Source organism: Rossellomorea sp. NRS-1567, from assembly GCF_050467885.1.
GTDB classification, from domain to species: domain Bacteria; phylum Bacillota; class Bacilli; order Bacillales; family Bacillaceae_B; genus Rossellomorea; species Rossellomorea aquimaris_C.
The window spans coordinates 14,463-29,996 of sequence record NZ_JBITPL010000016.1 but is presented as its reverse complement, the minus strand read 5'-3'; the positions used below and the strand labels follow the sequence as shown (position 1 = coordinate 29,996).

General features: G+C 36.5%; 12 protein-coding genes. 9 read left to right on the top strand and 3 right to left on the bottom strand.

Annotated elements, in window-relative coordinates; all coding sequences use genetic code 11:
• Positions 1-336: 336 nt before the first annotated feature.
• Entirely contained in the window at positions 337-1,047 is a 711-nt protein-coding gene (locus ACIFOD_RS11550) for a hypothetical protein (protein WP_430314734.1), read from the top strand.
• A 391-nt stretch (positions 1,048-1,438) separates the two neighbouring features.
• On the opposite strand, the gene ACIFOD_RS11545 is transcribed toward ACIFOD_RS11550, so the two are convergent.
• Together ACIFOD_RS11545 and ACIFOD_RS11540 are read right to left on the bottom strand one after the other, a co-directional pair.
• A complete protein-coding gene (locus ACIFOD_RS11545; RefSeq protein ID WP_430314732.1) occupies positions 1,439-2,506 on the bottom strand; it encodes a LysM peptidoglycan-binding domain-containing protein in 1,068 nt (355 codons plus the stop codon).
• 527 nt (positions 2,507-3,033) lie between these two features.
• Entirely contained in the window at positions 3,034-4,125 is a 1,092-nt protein-coding gene (locus ACIFOD_RS11540; RefSeq protein WP_430314730.1) for an acyltransferase, read from the bottom strand.
• A 1,030-nt stretch (positions 4,126-5,155) separates the two neighbouring features.
• Between ACIFOD_RS11540 and ACIFOD_RS11535 the strand changes: the two genes are divergently transcribed.
• A complete protein-coding gene (locus tag ACIFOD_RS11535; protein WP_430314729.1) occupies positions 5,156-5,479 on the top strand; it encodes a DUF2628 domain-containing protein in 324 nt (107 codons plus the stop codon).
• Positions 5,480-5,840: 361 nt separating this feature from the next.
• Entirely contained in the window at positions 5,841-7,097 is a 1,257-nt protein-coding gene (locus ACIFOD_RS11530; protein ID WP_430314728.1) for an MFS transporter, read from the top strand.
• Between the two features lie 37 nt (positions 7,098-7,134).
• Here the strand turns inward: ACIFOD_RS11530 and ACIFOD_RS11525 are convergent, their stop codons facing one another.
• Positions 7,135-9,705, bottom strand: a complete 2,571-nt coding sequence (locus ACIFOD_RS11525) for a ThiF family adenylyltransferase (RefSeq protein WP_430314726.1) — start codon at positions 9,703-9,705, stop codon at positions 7,135-7,137.
• Positions 9,706-10,528: 823 nt separating this feature from the next.
• On the opposite strand from ACIFOD_RS11525, the gene ACIFOD_RS11520 reads away from it, so the two are divergent.
• From ACIFOD_RS11520 to ACIFOD_RS11495, 6 genes are all read left to right on the top strand, one after another.
• Positions 10,529-11,425, top strand: coding sequence for a DUF1672 family protein (locus tag ACIFOD_RS11520; protein WP_430314725.1), 897 nt, complete (start codon positions 10,529-10,531; stop codon positions 11,423-11,425).
• A gap of 16 nt (positions 11,426-11,441) precedes the next feature.
• Positions 11,442-12,323, top strand: coding sequence for a DUF1672 family protein (locus ACIFOD_RS11515; RefSeq protein WP_430314723.1), 882 nt, complete (start codon positions 11,442-11,444; stop codon positions 12,321-12,323).
• A 46-nt stretch (positions 12,324-12,369) separates the two neighbouring features.
• Positions 12,370-13,293 (top strand): DUF1672 family protein, encoded by a 924-nt coding sequence (locus ACIFOD_RS11510; RefSeq protein WP_430314722.1) that lies wholly within the window; start codon positions 12,370-12,372, stop codon positions 13,291-13,293.
• Between the two features lie 54 nt (positions 13,294-13,347).
• Entirely contained in the window at positions 13,348-13,743 is a 396-nt protein-coding gene (locus ACIFOD_RS11505) for a DUF1672 family protein (RefSeq protein ID WP_430314720.1), read from the top strand.
• Between the two features lie 10 nt (positions 13,744-13,753).
• On the top strand, positions 13,754-14,275 hold the full coding sequence (locus ACIFOD_RS11500) for a DUF1672 family protein (RefSeq protein WP_430314718.1): 522 nt from the start codon (positions 13,754-13,756) through the stop codon (positions 14,273-14,275).
• A 320-nt stretch (positions 14,276-14,595) separates the two neighbouring features.
• A complete protein-coding gene (locus ACIFOD_RS11495) occupies positions 14,596-15,525 on the top strand; it encodes a DUF1672 family protein (protein WP_430314717.1) in 930 nt (309 codons plus the stop codon).
• The last annotated feature ends 9 nt before the right edge of the window (positions 15,526-15,534 follow it).

Genomic DNA, 15,534 nt, shown 5'->3' with positions numbered 1-15,534 from the left:
GTGCTATTATGCTCAGTATAATTGTGTGAAATTGAAAAGATAGATTAATTACCAAATCAACGCTATCAATTGTGTACACTAGACACTGTTTTCTACACCGAAATTTAATGCTCCAATGATCACTTGCCTCTGACATTTTAAAGCAAGATAATTCTCTCATTTTCAACAATAAGTCTAAATATATTTGACATATTTCCCAAAGGTGAATGGTAATTAGTCATAGAATATATACTGTATCTGATAATTTTAGCGGGAGACGGATAAGGAGAATGTGGGGGTGATTCCTTAAGATCCTCTTTATTTAAAATAAAAATCTATAGATCTGAGTGATGACATGTGACAGATAATAAGAATAACCGTTACTTGTATCTAAGCCACTTCCTTTTCATATTAGGGTTGCTTCTTATTACTCTTGTAGCCTATTTTCTGATCCAATCTATAAGGGAAACATTCTATCAAAACCGATTTGAAAAACAGTATGACTTCATTTCTTTAGTGGAAGATGGTGAGATTGATCCTGTTCAGGTTTTCCATGGAGTGAAGGTAAATACGTTTTTACAGGGTGAAGAAGAATCAGATAAGCAGAGTGGGAATATCATCTTTGAAGTGAAGGATGAGACGGAAGTGAGGTTTAAGGGGGGGAAGGTCCATTCAACTCAAAAAGGAATGAGTGCCTTTGTTGACGTGATTCAGTATAAAGTAATGGTAGAAAAAGGGAAGGGCAGTAAGTCGTTCATTATTGTCATGCGCATGACTCCTATGTCAGAAAAGTTGAGTTCAACCCCGATTAAGTACCGGACTTACAGCATTAATGAAAATGGTGTTATAAGCAAAAGTGATTTCACGACAGATACCAAATCGAAACTGGAAACACAATGGATCAAAGGCCTTTTTGGAGAAAATCATGGGTATTACACGAACCTGCCGTATCAAAAGGGCGGGACCATATCCCTGCTTTTCCTTACCCTAATCGGCATTCTTTCCATGATTGGCGGAGTTTGGTTTCGACGAAGAGGCCTTTTTGCCGATGGGGAAAAAGCAGCGTAGTAGTCCCTTTGAGGAAAGTACGGGAGATAGCTGTTGGGGTGGGTGTCGGAAAAACATGGGTGCCGGGACTATGACATGAGGGATATGAACAGGAGAGGACTTTACAATAAGAGCAGATCTCTTAACTGAAAATATTAAATCAAAAGCCCTGGCCAATAGATATCTATTGGCCAGGGCTTTTAGTATGTTTAGGGGATTTTTGAATCTCAGCTCATTAAAAAAGTAACACAATATTTTTATAAAAGCCTTAATGGTATGAAGATATGATAGAGAAGATGATGGAGGGGAATGAGATATCCTGGCCTTAAAGGGCCTCTGTTAAATGAATAGAATGAGTAGTGAGATTCTAAATAAAGAAGCTATGGAACTTTCCATAGCTTCACAATACTTACTACTGAATCTTCAATATTTCCCCTATATATATGCGATCGCTTATTAACTTGTTCGCTTTCTTTATTTTACTTACGGACGTCTTATATTTTTTCGCAATGGCAGATAGAGTATCGCCTTTTTTCACCTTATGAGTAGTGACTTTCGAAGGTGAAGGGTTCTTATCTTTAGCAGGAGTTGATGCTGTGCCTGTTACTTTTAAAACCTGTCCCGCATATATTCGGTCACTTTTTAAGTTGTTTATTTTCTTTAGGTTTCCCACGGTCGTTTTGTGTTTTTTTGCGATGGAAAAAAGAGTATCTCCTTTCTTAACTTTATAAGTATAGGACTTATTAGGGGTAGAGCTCTCATTCTTGGAAGAGGCTGCAGCAGAACCGGAGACTTTAAGCTCTTGTCCTGGATAAATTCGATCACTTTTTAGGTTATTGATTTTCTTTAGGTTGCTCACACTGGTCTTATATTTCTTGGCAATGGCATAAAGGGTATCACCGCTTTTTACTTTATGCGTACCTGTTATTTCTGCTTTTACAGGAGGTGCTTCTCCCAGGAGGTAATACATGTCGTTACTGAAGGTAATGTGATGCTTTGATTTATAGGTCGTAGCGACTTGTTTGAACTTTTTCTCAAGATTTTCTACACTGACCTCCATGTCATTCATGGCGATACCGTAATCCTGCTCTGAGAGGTCACCATTTAAAAAGTCAATTGTATCCATTTCAAAATTATATACTTCTATTAGACTGTTATAAATAAATTCATCCATGTCCACAATCTCCGAATTGGTAGCGTTGACCGGGGCATCCTTCTCTAATACAGCATCAAAATAGCCGAGATATTCGTCATATATCTTCATGGCTTCTTTTTCAGATTTTGCTGAGTCTATTTTGATTGTATAGCTTTCTAACACACGTAATATTTTCGCATAATATGAGGCAAATTGATTTAACTCCAGCTGATAGTTTACGGTTTGGGCCGCATGTACCGAGTGGCCCGTAGGTAAGAGAGCACTGCTCGAAAATACAAGGGTGGTGGCCAATACGGAAGCCGTTATCGCTTTTTTGCTGATCATGTTCATTCTCCTTCAAGAAAATATAAATAGGATATTTATTCCTGTTATCATTATAATGAGCTATTTCAGAAAAGAAAATAGATTTTCAATGTAGTAGAATGGAATATTTTTCGACAAAAGAACTAGGGGGAATGTACTCCAAGTCTACACCCTTTTCCATAAAGAAAATAAGGATGAACAATATGGATTTAAAATTTTATGATTGACAGCAACCTGGCGCAATACCGGATTGGTAATTATCTTTTGCTTATCATAGCATCCATTCTATTTTTATAAATGAAACCGTTATTATTTCTCACCAAACATTTTAGACTTGCATCAGAACTATTAGAAGAACAGGGAAGCTGGTCAGTTGAAAAAAGCCTGCTCATTTTTTTAATGGGCAGGCTTAGTGTTTGTCTAAAGTCATAGATCTTGTCTTGACCTTGTCTTGCGTCAACAAAATCTTTTTATACTTTCATCAATGAATACTTACCTAGATAGAGATGCTAAAGCATCTCTATCTGGCTACTGTAGATAGGAAAAATTTAAGAGTTCATACTGTATTTAGATTGTTGGATTCTCTGCTGTGTTTTGATTTTTGGGACGGTTAAAATGTATTGATTCCAAGGTAATAGCTGTATGGCTTTTACCATTAAGATTGTCCCCAGAAGAATGATCAAATAAATCACCGGGAAAAGGGACGTTTTCCAAATATACTGAGGTGCAACTTCCTGAAAGCAGTAAAGTACAAATGGGTGAGCCAGATAAATAGCCATGGATAAGGCACCAATTTTTGACATGAACATGTTTGTCCATTTAAGTCTTGTAATGTTGGATCCTACTCCAATGATAAACAATGTAATAATTGGAATGTTAATAATATTTGTTACCCTGTTGGAGGCAATCGACCCCATGACTTTATATTCCCATACTGCAGCTAAGGTGATTAGTATTACAGCTACTCCTAATAATCCTTTATATCTTTTTGCGAAAGAAGATAAAGGTTCCCAGTAATAAGCTAAGAAACCGCCGAAGATAAAGAAATAGATCCAGTTTGGCAGAAATGCACGTTGACCCAGAATATCACCCAATAAACCTCCCACTTCCCCAGGTGAAAATACCTTCAGAGAATACACGTTTATTAAAATTGATATGCCCAATAAGACTGCCCAACTCTTCTTTGAACGAACGAGTTGTAGAAGCGGAAATAGTAAATAAAACTGAAAGACAATGGACATAAAGTAGAGGTGGTAAAAAGAATTTCCGAATGTAAAATTCACAAGAAATTGTTTCTCCCCCACCTCTAGTGGGTTCACCCCTTCTGCCACAAACATGAATAGAAGATAAAAGATACTCCAAAATAAAAAAGGTAATCCAATTTTGGTGAAACGGCTGGAGACAAATCGACTAAAATCGAACCTTTTGAAACGCGCTTGATAAAATAGAAGAAATCCGCTGATCAGAGCGAACATTGGGGTCCCAAACCGGCTGATTTGATTGATGAAAAAAGTCAGGTCATTAAATTGCTGACCTTGCTGGTAATAGAAAGTCGCTGAGACATGAACAAAAAGCACTAGCAAACAAGCAATTGCTCGTAATATATGAATTTCGGATATATGTCCGCGTACGTTACTCATAGATGTCACATCCTTGTAATAGAAAAAATAACTTCAATTCTAGTACATGGTATATGAATAGTTGTCGGAAAATCCTGTTTGTCATCGTACTTTAAAGAAAACGTAGTGGCGGGATAACAAAGCATCCATTTGTTAGAAGAGATGGAAGGAAATGAATTGTAACGAATCTGATGAGGTTCATGGTTAGGAAATATTATATATGGGTATATAAGAGGTGCATGGGTGTTTTTGAATACGATGAAACGTAAACATATTTGAGAATAAGAATTCAGTAGAATAATGTCGGAACTCGTTGTCGATATTTTCTCTTGTATTAAAACTATCAAACTATTCTGATTTTGGTGTATATTAAAGAGGTAACAGTAATACCAATCAAACTTGAAAGGGGAGGCTCATTTGCCGGTCTATTATATGAAAGAAATTTGGACGCCGTTAAAGTTCATTGGGATAAAGTTATACAAGTGTGAAGAGAACGAGTTATATATCAAGGTTCTAAAGAGTCCACGAAGACGATTATTTAGCTAAGAGGTGGAGAGTGCGGGTACCAAAATAAGTAGTTTTATCCACAGGGATATTACTATTGATATTGAAATCACTAGAAATTTGTCAAGGAGAAAGAATTATGAGTGACAATGAAATCTATAACGAAGATACAGTATAAACCTCAATTAGCATGGAGTGCTAATGAGGTTTATATTTTTTTACAAATCGTTTGATATAACCAGATCATTTACTCTATATACTCTGATATTTTTTGATGAGTACCTTCTCCTTTGAAGTAGGTATTTTCACTATGTTTGTCCGGGAAGCGAGGGGACGGACCTCTTGCTTCTCATTTTTTCATTTTCTATGAGAAATAGAAGTTCCTGGACTATGCACTACACGTTTTCATTCTTCCTTACGCTATCCCAAACGAAATCTGACTAAATATAATATTAATAAATTAATATTATATTTGGTAATAATGTAAATATATTCATGAAATTTATAGTATAATCTAAAAGTACTATGACGAAAGGAGGGGTTATTGATGAAAGCGCGTTTGCAAAATCAGGCTGGTGTTACAAAAGAAGTTAAGGTTGGGTTTAGCTGGACTACATTCTTCTTTGGTTTCTTTCCTGCCCTTTTCAGAGGGGATTTAAAATGGGCAGCCATCATGTTTATTATGGCTGCTGTAGTAGGTGTTTTTACCTTGGGTTTTGGAGCTTGGATTCCAGGAATTATTTTTTCATTTGTTTATAACAAGATCTATATTAAAGATTTACTTGAAAAAGGCTATCGTCCTGCAGATGAAGCCACTCAAAATGAACTTCAGTCCAGAGGGATTGTCTCTGTACTCCCGGATGCCGTGTAACGGAAAAAGCTGATTATGTCATGTAATCAGCTTTTTCTATTTTCTTCCCGCTTGAATTATTGACCTGGGGAAGGATGGTAGAGATATTGGGGTCAGCCCCATGACTTAGATGGGGTTTCTTAATCTGAAAGACTGGTGGGAAGGAAAGATGCGATCTTTAAGATGGTAATGAGCACCCTACTCCCTTATTCCTTCGCTTATTCTTCCATGGATGGTAGTCCATCCACTCTCTTTATGAAGACAAAAGAGATTTACAAATTCTAAAATGAATATTTTGAATATAAAATTATGTAAAATATTTCAATTTATTCCATTAAAGAGTATATTAGAAATATCAGAATTAACATTATAGGAGGCGAACATGTTTAAAGTATTAAAAAATAGTAATTTCTCATACCTTTTTTGGGGTAGAATCGTCACGAATATGGGTGATAGTTTATATAATGTTGCAGCTATGTGGCTGGTGTACGAAATGACAAACAGTCCATTATACACAGGTATTGCAGGTGCACTGATTATGATTCCTCAAGTGCTGGAATTTTTAGTGGGGCCTTTAGTAGACAGATGGAAGATAAGGTCTATATTAATTTCCACACAGTTGCTACAGGGTGGTCTCATATTACTTATTCCAATTAGTTATTACCTAGGGTTCAGTAATGTATGGTTTGTTATGTTCATCATGTTCGGGGTGGTTGCCATTGAACAGTTCGTATATCCTGCGCAATCAGCGATGATTCCTAAGGTACTTAATAAGGAAGATTTGCCTGAAGCTAATTCATTAATGAGTATCGCTTATAAAGGAGCGGACTTTGTTTTAACCGCGATAGCGGGTATTGTAATTGTGAAGATAGGAGCAATTAATATTTTTCTTATCAATACGGTCACCTTCTTACTAGCTGTCATGCTCTTTAAGAACATTAAATATCATGAGAATAAAGAAAGGGTAATTGAAGACCATCCATCCATCAAGTCCGGCTTTCAAATGTATAAGAAGGAGCTTTCAGAGGGATTCACCTTTGTGAAGAACTCTTCCATTCTTCAATTTATTGTTCCATTGATCGTTGCTAATTTTGTCTTTGGGATGGTCAATGCGATCCTTCCTGCATATGCGGATTTTCGGGGAGGGGAAAGATATTATGGATACTATCTAGCTTCGTTATCAATCGGTATGCTAATAGGATCCCTGGTAGCAATGTATTTCAAGAAAATCCCTTTGGGAAGAGTAATCATCTTATCGTTTATCCTTTCTAGTGTCGCATGGGGGGGTTCTGCTTTCATCGGATCATCTCTTCTTTCCATTATACTGTTCGGGATTTCCACGATTGGTATAGGAATTGCGAATATCCTTATTTTTTCAATGATTCAGGCACTGCTGCCGGAAGATATGATGGGGAGGGTGTTTTCGTTTATTTCCAGTATCGCAACCATTCTCCTTCCGTTAGGCTCTTTCCTGGGAGGTTACCTGGCTACGATTATTGGTAGTGAATATATATTTGCAGGTGGAAGTCTATTATGTTTATTCATCGTTTTTTATTGGTCAAGTAATAGACCATTACGAAGTCTTCCTCCATATCTGGAGATTAACGCCGAGAATCATTTAAAAAGAAAAGCTTCATAACAAGAAAGGGAACCTGCTATTGCTGGTTCCCTTTATACTATATAGCAGATTTAGTTCCTGCAGCGATAAATCCATGTAACGCTTTAAGACCATCCCTTACGAGTGAGTGGACGGTCTCATTCGTGTCCAGTAATTCCTTAGTGAATACTTCAATTCCCGTATGACTGTTCTCTAGTGCACTTTTCACCTTAAGATCAAGTAAATTTTCTTTCCCTTTGTATTTGGTCAGTAATGAAAAGGCAAGAAGATAAGCGATTGGATCAGTGATGTGATCTCTATATCCAAAGACAAAGGATGTGTTTAATAATGCATTCATATGAGTGAATTCTTGATTGATATAGGTTACATTTTCAGGGGTTAATTTCTTGTCTAAGTCACGTTGAATCGCTAAATAATCAGATAAAGTCAGGTCATTATGTTCGGTGATGAAATCAATTAATGTATCTTCCAGTTGATAGATAGAAAATTGAGATAGGACAATTTTATTTACCCGATGGATATATTGAGTGTGAATATCACTTTTTATATCATCCGGGAGGTTTCCGTTATGAATAATGGATTGGAGACATTGTAATTCAAATAAATAAGCCAGTGCCTCATTTAGAATTTGGCGGCTTTGTTCGAAATAAGAATGACCATACATATTATTATAGTAAGCGTGGCCCAACTCATGGCAGAGAATGAAGAAGTCTTCTAAAGTCCCTTTGTGGGTAAGAATGATTTTGTTATCTTTTGTTTGAGGGAAGTAATACGTTCTATTGATACCATGATGGTTAGAATCTTCAATCACTTTTATATGAAATCCATTAAACATTCTCTCTACATGTTCAACCATGAACGGATTGTTAAAGTTGGTTTTTAAGCTGTTAATTAGTAATTCTTTAGAATTCTCTATATTCTTAACGAATGAATTGGTGCCACTTGGTATCTCATAAAGGTAATCGATCAACGTCATTTTATCGTCACTGGATGGGAACAAAGTTTTTCCGAATAGTGTTATCAATTCACCTTGATGGTCCTCTAATAACTCTTTGAATAAGAATACGGTTTCGTTTTTCACTCCCAAGGTTTCTTTGTAATAGCTATTTAAGGAGACCTTCTTGTAATTCTTTTTAACCTTTATAAAAAAGTCCAGTAACTCTTCCCCTTTTTCGACCATGGAATAATGGCTCATTTGCTGTAGTCCTAATCTCTCATTATAATCCTTAACAGTGTTTAAGTTGTTTAATACTTCATAAATGTGCGAGTTAGCAAGATCAGGAATCTTAATGTTCTTGACCAAATTTAAATAATCATTATACAGTTCTTCGGAATAATAGACCGTGCCGTCCGGCTCTTCATTATCTAATCGATCAACCAGTTCTAAAAATTCTTGATAAACAGGTTCAAGGTTATACTCCTCTATTGCACCCAGGTTGAGCAGTAAATCAAAGATTTGGTACATGGATAATACTTCTAATTCTACATGGTTTGGGATTTCATTAATAGATTCAATGATTTCCTTTAGATAATTCATTTTATTTCTGATTTCCTGCTCATCTAATGGCATTAGTTGAGATAGTTGAGACATGAAATCATTACTATATGTAGATTGAGTTCTATTGAAAAGACTTGTAGCATTTAAATCACATAGGTTAAAACTTAAGTTAGAAGAAGTCCTATTATCCAGAAGATGATCTACGAGTATCTTGCTGATGAGAATGGAGCCAATTAAGCTCTGAATAATTGTGCCGCGATTTTCACTAATATAATAAGATGTAGCATTCTTATAGCTCTCATGCAATGTAAGCATCCCTTGCTGACTAGTCAGGTCGTTGGCAAGGGTTGAATCATTAAAGTAGCCAAGGACAATGTATTTTGATGAAAGGTCGTTAGCATGGGATGCGATGGCGTTGTGGAGCGTCTCTGAAGATTCATCAAAACACCCGAATATAAAATGAAAAGGTTCTAAGTTTAGATCCAGCAGGTCATCTATGTTATTGATTCTTTGAGAGTATCCGTTGATCACGCATTCAGGCTCTATTGAAGCGAGCTTATCCTTAATGACATTTACTTTATATTCATTCACATCTTCGTAATCAAACAAGACCTGAGCCCTGATGTTTTTATCCTCTACAAAATCAGGATCTATAATACTGATATTCTTAATACCTAATTTTGCGAGGGTCAAGACGAGTGTAGCACCAATCGTTCCAACCCCGATAATGACAATATGTAAGCTTTCAATCTGGTCAAGGATAGTTCTTGACTCTAAAGAGGGATCATAGACATTAAAGTAGTTGAAATTTCTGGAGTTCCGATTTACATGTGTAGAAGTTGGAGGTTCTTCATATAAAAAACCGTTTTCCTCCAGAAAAGAGCATAGAACCTCACACTCTTCATTTAAGATGCTGAACTCTTTTTGCCACTGTCTCCTTTTTTCTTTTTGCAGCTCTTCATTTTCCCCTCTATATGTCTCTAATAATGTCCATATAGCGTGAAAGTCTTCTACTTCCAATACCTTATCTTCTCCATCATAATACATGATCTCATTCTTCTCTGGAAAACCTCTAAAATTTAAGCTTTCTTTCAGTTTCTTCACGAATGCTCCCGCCTTTTTAGAAATCAAAATAAAAAGAAGGTGAAAAAATCCCACCTTCTTTCAGAGTAAGTACTAGCACTTTGCGTAACACATGCAAAGGTTTTGATTTTGAATAGTGCGTTTGATTTTCACTTTGATTTTCATAATATTCACCTCTTTTTTAATTATTTGATGATTCAGTTATATATTAACTTTATTTGTTATTTTTTTCAAAAATGTAAAAACATGTAAATATTGGGTTCTTGTGTAATTCATACTATAGTCATGGCATTATTCTCCCTTTTTCGCTAAAAAGTATTCTTTTAGGAATATTTTTTGTGAGTCTAAGGTAATAGTCAGGGGCAGGCTTTGTAATGTACTCAGCAAAGTAGTCACAAAAATAAGTAGTTGGTAGAGTAAGGATTTAACCATCTAACTTTCACTTTGATCCTCAAAACTAGTAGTAGAAGTCAAGACTAGTGAAGAAAGGGAATTTTCATCTGTATTTCCTGCTAGCTTAGTTGATTCCAGAATTAAAGTTTCGATTAGAGAGCCACGGGAGTTTGTCATAAAGAGCTGACTCCTTCATCATTCCAAGACTTTGTTTCTTGAGAAATAGGGATTTCTTAATGATAAAATACATGAGCCAACCAATGGTTATATATAGGAAATTGGGGTATTTATACAATTATGTAATTTATATGTTGCGGTAAATAGTCCAATATATAGTTATTGAATCTAAGCAATGATTTAGAAACTAAAAATATCTCTATAAGCCTACGGATTCTAAAGATTACTTCTATAAATACAGCAATTTCTTTAGAGGCTCAGTCTGGAGCGTGGGGATTATATTATAAAGGAATGATGAGGATTGAAAAAGAAAACGATTACCACATATGCAACCATGATTCTGCTAGTAAGCGGTTGTGTTGAAAAAGAAGAAACTCCTAAAGTGAACCCGAACACCCAATATGAACGGGTGCAGGACTATAAAGGAGAAGGTTACTTCCTGAATCAGGGATCGGAAAACGACAAGATCGCAGGAGCTAATAAAGAGAAGATTGAAAAGGAAGTCAAGAAGTTCTTTCTGGAGGAGTATAGGACAGAGGTTAAAGTTCATAATCTGGTTGGGAATGTAGATGGAGCCACAGTGTATGTTGAATCTGAAGGACCGCTCCATTTTTACACGTATGCGGTGATTCCGTTCGATGGAGAGAAAGTGAGTACGAATCGCGTTTTTTCACAGGAAGGGCAGGTGGAGAGTGGGATAACGGATGGATTATACAGGATGATATTTGATAAAGAATTTGATCGTCTTGATGAGTATCTTGATAGGATCGTTGCCGAAGAGGAGGTTGTTGGCCGTACAGTTGAATCTCTTGGAAACGTTGGTGGGGCTGGATATATGACCCCTTACTACTTCATCGGGTCGTCCACCATTGACGATGAAGCGATCCTGCCTGCATATGAGTTGTACTTGAGGAACCCGCAAGCATCGGCAGAACAGTGGAGGGAAGCTTTCAATGAAGAAAAGTTTAACGCGGACAATCTGAGAGTTTCCATCATGCTGTTTATGGAAGAGGAGGACGCTAAACCCAGCGAGGAATTGTTTGATAAGGTTACGGGAGATATCGAAAGGATGGATGGAATTCCAAAGGGAACCTACAGTGTATTTATCAATGACAATCGGGTACATAAAGAATCGTTTGGTGGTGTAAAAGACAATTCTCTCGAACGGGCGTTTCCAAATGAGATTGTCAGAGATTAGAAGGGAGGGTGTAAGAATGATCGGGAAAAAGAGATGGGCAGCATACGGCATTGGGATTTCATTGCTACTTGGAGGATGTGCGGATTCAGACAATACACCTCAGTTCCAGGATCAATATGAACGGGTGCAGGATTACAAAGGAGAAGGCTACTCACTGAACAATGGTGAAGAAAACGACAAGATCGCTGAAGCTCATCGGAAAGAAATTGAACAAGCGGTAAAAACCTTTTTCTTAGAGAACTATAAGACAGAAGTGAAGGTTCATAATCTGGTAGGGAATGTGGATGGAGTGACGGTATTTGTCGAGTCAACAGGGCCTGTCCATCTCTATACATATGCCATTGTGTCACTAAATGAAGACACCATTGTAGATGGAGTAAGGACTCAGGAAGGAGAAGTAGAGAGAGGGATTCGGGAAGGGTTATACAGATTGGTCCTTGAAAAGGAGTTTCATCAACTGGGTGCTTATCTAGAAAAGGTGGCTTCGGAACATAAGGTTGTTGGAAGAACCATTGAATCCCTTCAAAATGTCGGTGGTTCAGGACATATGACCCCTTACTACTCTCTAAGCTCTTTAAAAGATGATGAGGCAATCAAGCCAGTCTACGATCTTTATATGGAAAATCCGAAGACTAAAGTAAAGAGGTTAAAGGAAGCATATGAAGCGCAGGCATTTGAAGCAGACATGCTTAGAATCAACATCATGTTATTTATGGAAGAAGAAAACGTACCCCCCAGTGAAAAGGTCATGGAAAAGGTTGCCAGAGATTTGCAGGATTTAGAATCCATTCCTCCGGGGACATACAGGGTTGCGGTCAATGATAATGGAGTTCATAAGGAATCCTTTGAGGGGTTTAAAGATAATTCGGTGGAAGAGGAAGTTATTCTGACGGATTAAGAATGTATAAAATGTTTTAAGTTCAATAGTGGAGGTGTATACGTTCATGGTCACTAAAAATAAATGGTATGTATGCGAAATCGCGTTTTCATTGTTGCTAGGCGGATGTGTGAATGGGAATGGTGACAATGAAAAAGTAAACCCTGAAAAGCAGGTCAAGAATCAATATGTAAGTGTCCTGGATTACAATGGCGAAGGATACACCCTTAAAAATGGGGAAGAAACAGACAAGATTGCTGAAGAGAATCATGAAGAAGTTGAGAAAGCGGTGAAAGGTTTTTTCTTGAAAGAATATAAGACAGATGTAAAGGTTCATAATATTGTGGGCAATGTGGACGGAGCTACAGTATTTGTGGAATCAACTGATCCTCTTCATTTTTACACGTATGCAGTTGTGCCAATTGATCTGTCAAATGAGAAAATCCAGTCTGACAGTGTGTTTTCTCAAGAAGGGCAGGTTGAGAGCGCCATAACAGAAGGTTTGTACAGGAAGGTTCTTCATGATGAGTTTGAACGTTTGGATGATTATTTAAAGAAAATTGTAGAGGAAGAACCTGTTACGGGGAGAACGATTGAGTCCCTTCAAAATGTTGGAGGTTCAGGCTATATGACACCCTATTACTTCTTGTCTTCATCTATTGTAAATAATGAAGCGATAAAACCAGTTTATGATCTATATATGAAAGATCCTCAGGTTAGTACAGAAAAATTAAGGGCTGCTTACAATGAACAAGCATTTGATCCGACAAAGTTTGAAGTAGTTATAAATTTGTTTATGAAAGATGAAGATGCTGATCCAGATGAAAAAGTATTTAATAAAGTAGTAAGCGATATTGAAAACATGGATGATATACCAAAGGGGACTTACAGTATTTTCGTCAACGACAATGCCGTCCACAAACAGTCGTTTGAAGGGGTGAAAGAAAATTCTCTCGAAAAAACGACTCCTGATGAGATAGTTAAGGAGTAGGGTAGTGTATATCCAAGTACATAGAAATTATGAAGATCGGGGGATCAGGCATATATGAATGCTAAACAAAAATGGATTATATACGGAATCGGACTTTCATTATTCCTTGGAGGATGTATGAATATGGATAATGAAGAAAATGTTGATTCAAAAGAGGCTACCGGAGAATATAAAGATACTTTTGTGAGAGTGCAAGATTATAAAGGTGACTCATATGTCCTTAGAAATGGAGAAGAGGCAGATAAGATTGCAGAGGAAAAAAGTGATGAAGTAAAAAAAGCAGCTAAGGATTTCTTTATGGAAACCTATAAAACAGATGTCAAAGTCCGTAACATAGTCGGAAATGTGGATAGTGCGACGGTGTTTGTAGAGTCGACAGGGCCCGTTCATTTCTTTACAACTGCTATAGTGCCAATTGATTTGAGTCAAAAAAAAGGTTGTAGGGGATAACGCTACGTCTTTGGAAGGGGATATTGAGAGCGCCATTCAAGGAGGTCTTTATCACCTTATATTTGAAGATGAATTTAATAACCTGGATCAGTATCTAAGTAAGATAGTGTCCGAAAATGAAGTTGTAGGGAAAAGGAAAGAATCACTTGGAAATGTCGGAGGGGCAGGTTATATGACCCCCTATTATTATCTATCCACTCCACCGGACGACAAAGCTATCCAACCAGTGTATGAGGCGTATCTGAAAGATCCTGGCACACCCATCAGTGAACTTGAATCTCTATTCTCAAAAGCTGATTTCGTAGCAGAAGATTATAATATTACGATTCAGTTATATATGGAGTATGAAAATGTAGAACCTGATAGAGAAATATTCAATAAAGTTCAACAGGATATTAAGTCAATGAGTTCGATACCTAAAGGGAATTACAGTGTAATCATTAATGATAATTTAATTAATGAAAAAGTAGACGATGGGATCAAAGACAATTCTTTGCAGTTAACGTTTCCGGATTCCATTATAAAGAAGTGATGTTAAAGTGGTGAGCTGTATGCCGTATCTAAGGTCTGATAGTTATAAATTTCAGGAAATTTATTTTCAGGATTTATAGGTTATCATTTGAATAATTGGGGTAATTATACAAATATATAAGTCTGAAGGCATGAGTTGAATATACAAAATGAATAGTATAAAAGAAACGTAAAAAAGAAGTCTGCTCCCCTACTTTTTTCCTGTTTTATCTGATTGCTCTAAGTAATACCCGATTGAACTGTTAATACTTTACAGACTTTTATACAATATAAAGGTAATTCTTTAAATGAACCCATCCAATTAGGGAGGATCAGACATTCATGAATACGAAAAATAAATGGATTATATGCGGAATCGGACTTTCATTACTACTTGGAGGATGTATGAATATGGATAATGAAAAAAATAATGTGGATTCAAAAGAGGTAACAGGTCCATATAAAGATTCTTTTGTGAGAGTGCAAGATTACAAAGGTGAAGGATATGTACTCAGAAATGGAGAAGACGCAGATAAAATTGCAGAAGAAAAAAGTGATGAAGTTCAAAAAGCTGTTAAAGATTTTTTTATAGAAAAATATAAAATAGACGTCAAAGTGCACAATATAGTAGGGAATGTGGATGGTGCGACTGTGTTTGTCGAATCAACAGGACCTGTTCACTTCTATACGACCGCAATAGTGCCAATTGATTTGAGTGAAGAAAAAGTGATGATGAATGAAGTAGTAACTCTTGATGGAGAAGTGGAAAGTGCAATCCGTGGAGGACTATATCATTTAATGTTTGAGAAAGAGTTTGCTGAACTTGATCAGTACCTTAATAAAATAGTGGCAGAGAATAAGGTGGTTGGTAAAACAAGAGAAGCTATAGAAAATGTTGGAGGAACCGGATATATGACCCCCTATTACTTTATAACGACCTCTTCTTCTGACAAAGCTATAAAGCCTGTTTATGATGCGTATATTGCAAACCCAAACACTTCTCCTAGTGAACTTAAATCCCTTTTTTCAATGGATAAGTTTTCGGTTGAAAATTTAAAGATAAACCTACAGCTTTTTATGGAAGAGGAGAACGTAGAACCTAGTACGGAATTATTTAACCAGATTCCTGAAGACTTAAAGGAAATGAATTCTATACCTAAAGGTAGTTATAGTTTAATTATTAATGATAATTTAATTAATGAAAAAGTGGATGATGGCTATAAAGACAACTCATTACGTATAGGGGTTCCTGACTATATTGTGATTAAGTAAGGTTGGGGT

Bases quoted from the DNA above. Each gene is read 5' to 3' on its own strand.
- ACIFOD_RS11545 (WP_430314732.1), bottom strand. From the start codon at position 2,506: ATGATCAGCAAAAAAGCGATAACGGCTTCCGTATTGGCCACCACCCTT.
- ACIFOD_RS11540 (WP_430314730.1), bottom strand. From the start codon at position 4,125: ATGAGTAACGTACGCGGACATATATCCGAAATTCATATATTACGAGCA.
- ACIFOD_RS11535 (WP_430314729.1), top strand. From the start codon at position 5,156: ATGAAAGCGCGTTTGCAAAATCAGGCTGGTGTTACAAAAGAAGTTAAG.
- ACIFOD_RS11530 (WP_430314728.1), top strand. From the start codon at position 5,841: ATGTTTAAAGTATTAAAAAATAGTAATTTCTCATACCTTTTTTGGGGT.
- ACIFOD_RS11515 (WP_430314723.1), top strand. From the start codon at position 11,442: ATGATCGGGAAAAAGAGATGGGCAGCATACGGCATTGGGATTTCATTG.
- ACIFOD_RS11510 (WP_430314722.1), top strand. From the start codon at position 12,370: ATGGTCACTAAAAATAAATGGTATGTATGCGAAATCGCGTTTTCATTG.
- ACIFOD_RS11505 (WP_430314720.1), top strand. From the start codon at position 13,348: ATGAATGCTAAACAAAAATGGATTATATACGGAATCGGACTTTCATTA.
- ACIFOD_RS11495 (WP_430314717.1), top strand. From the start codon at position 14,596: ATGAATACGAAAAATAAATGGATTATATGCGGAATCGGACTTTCATTA.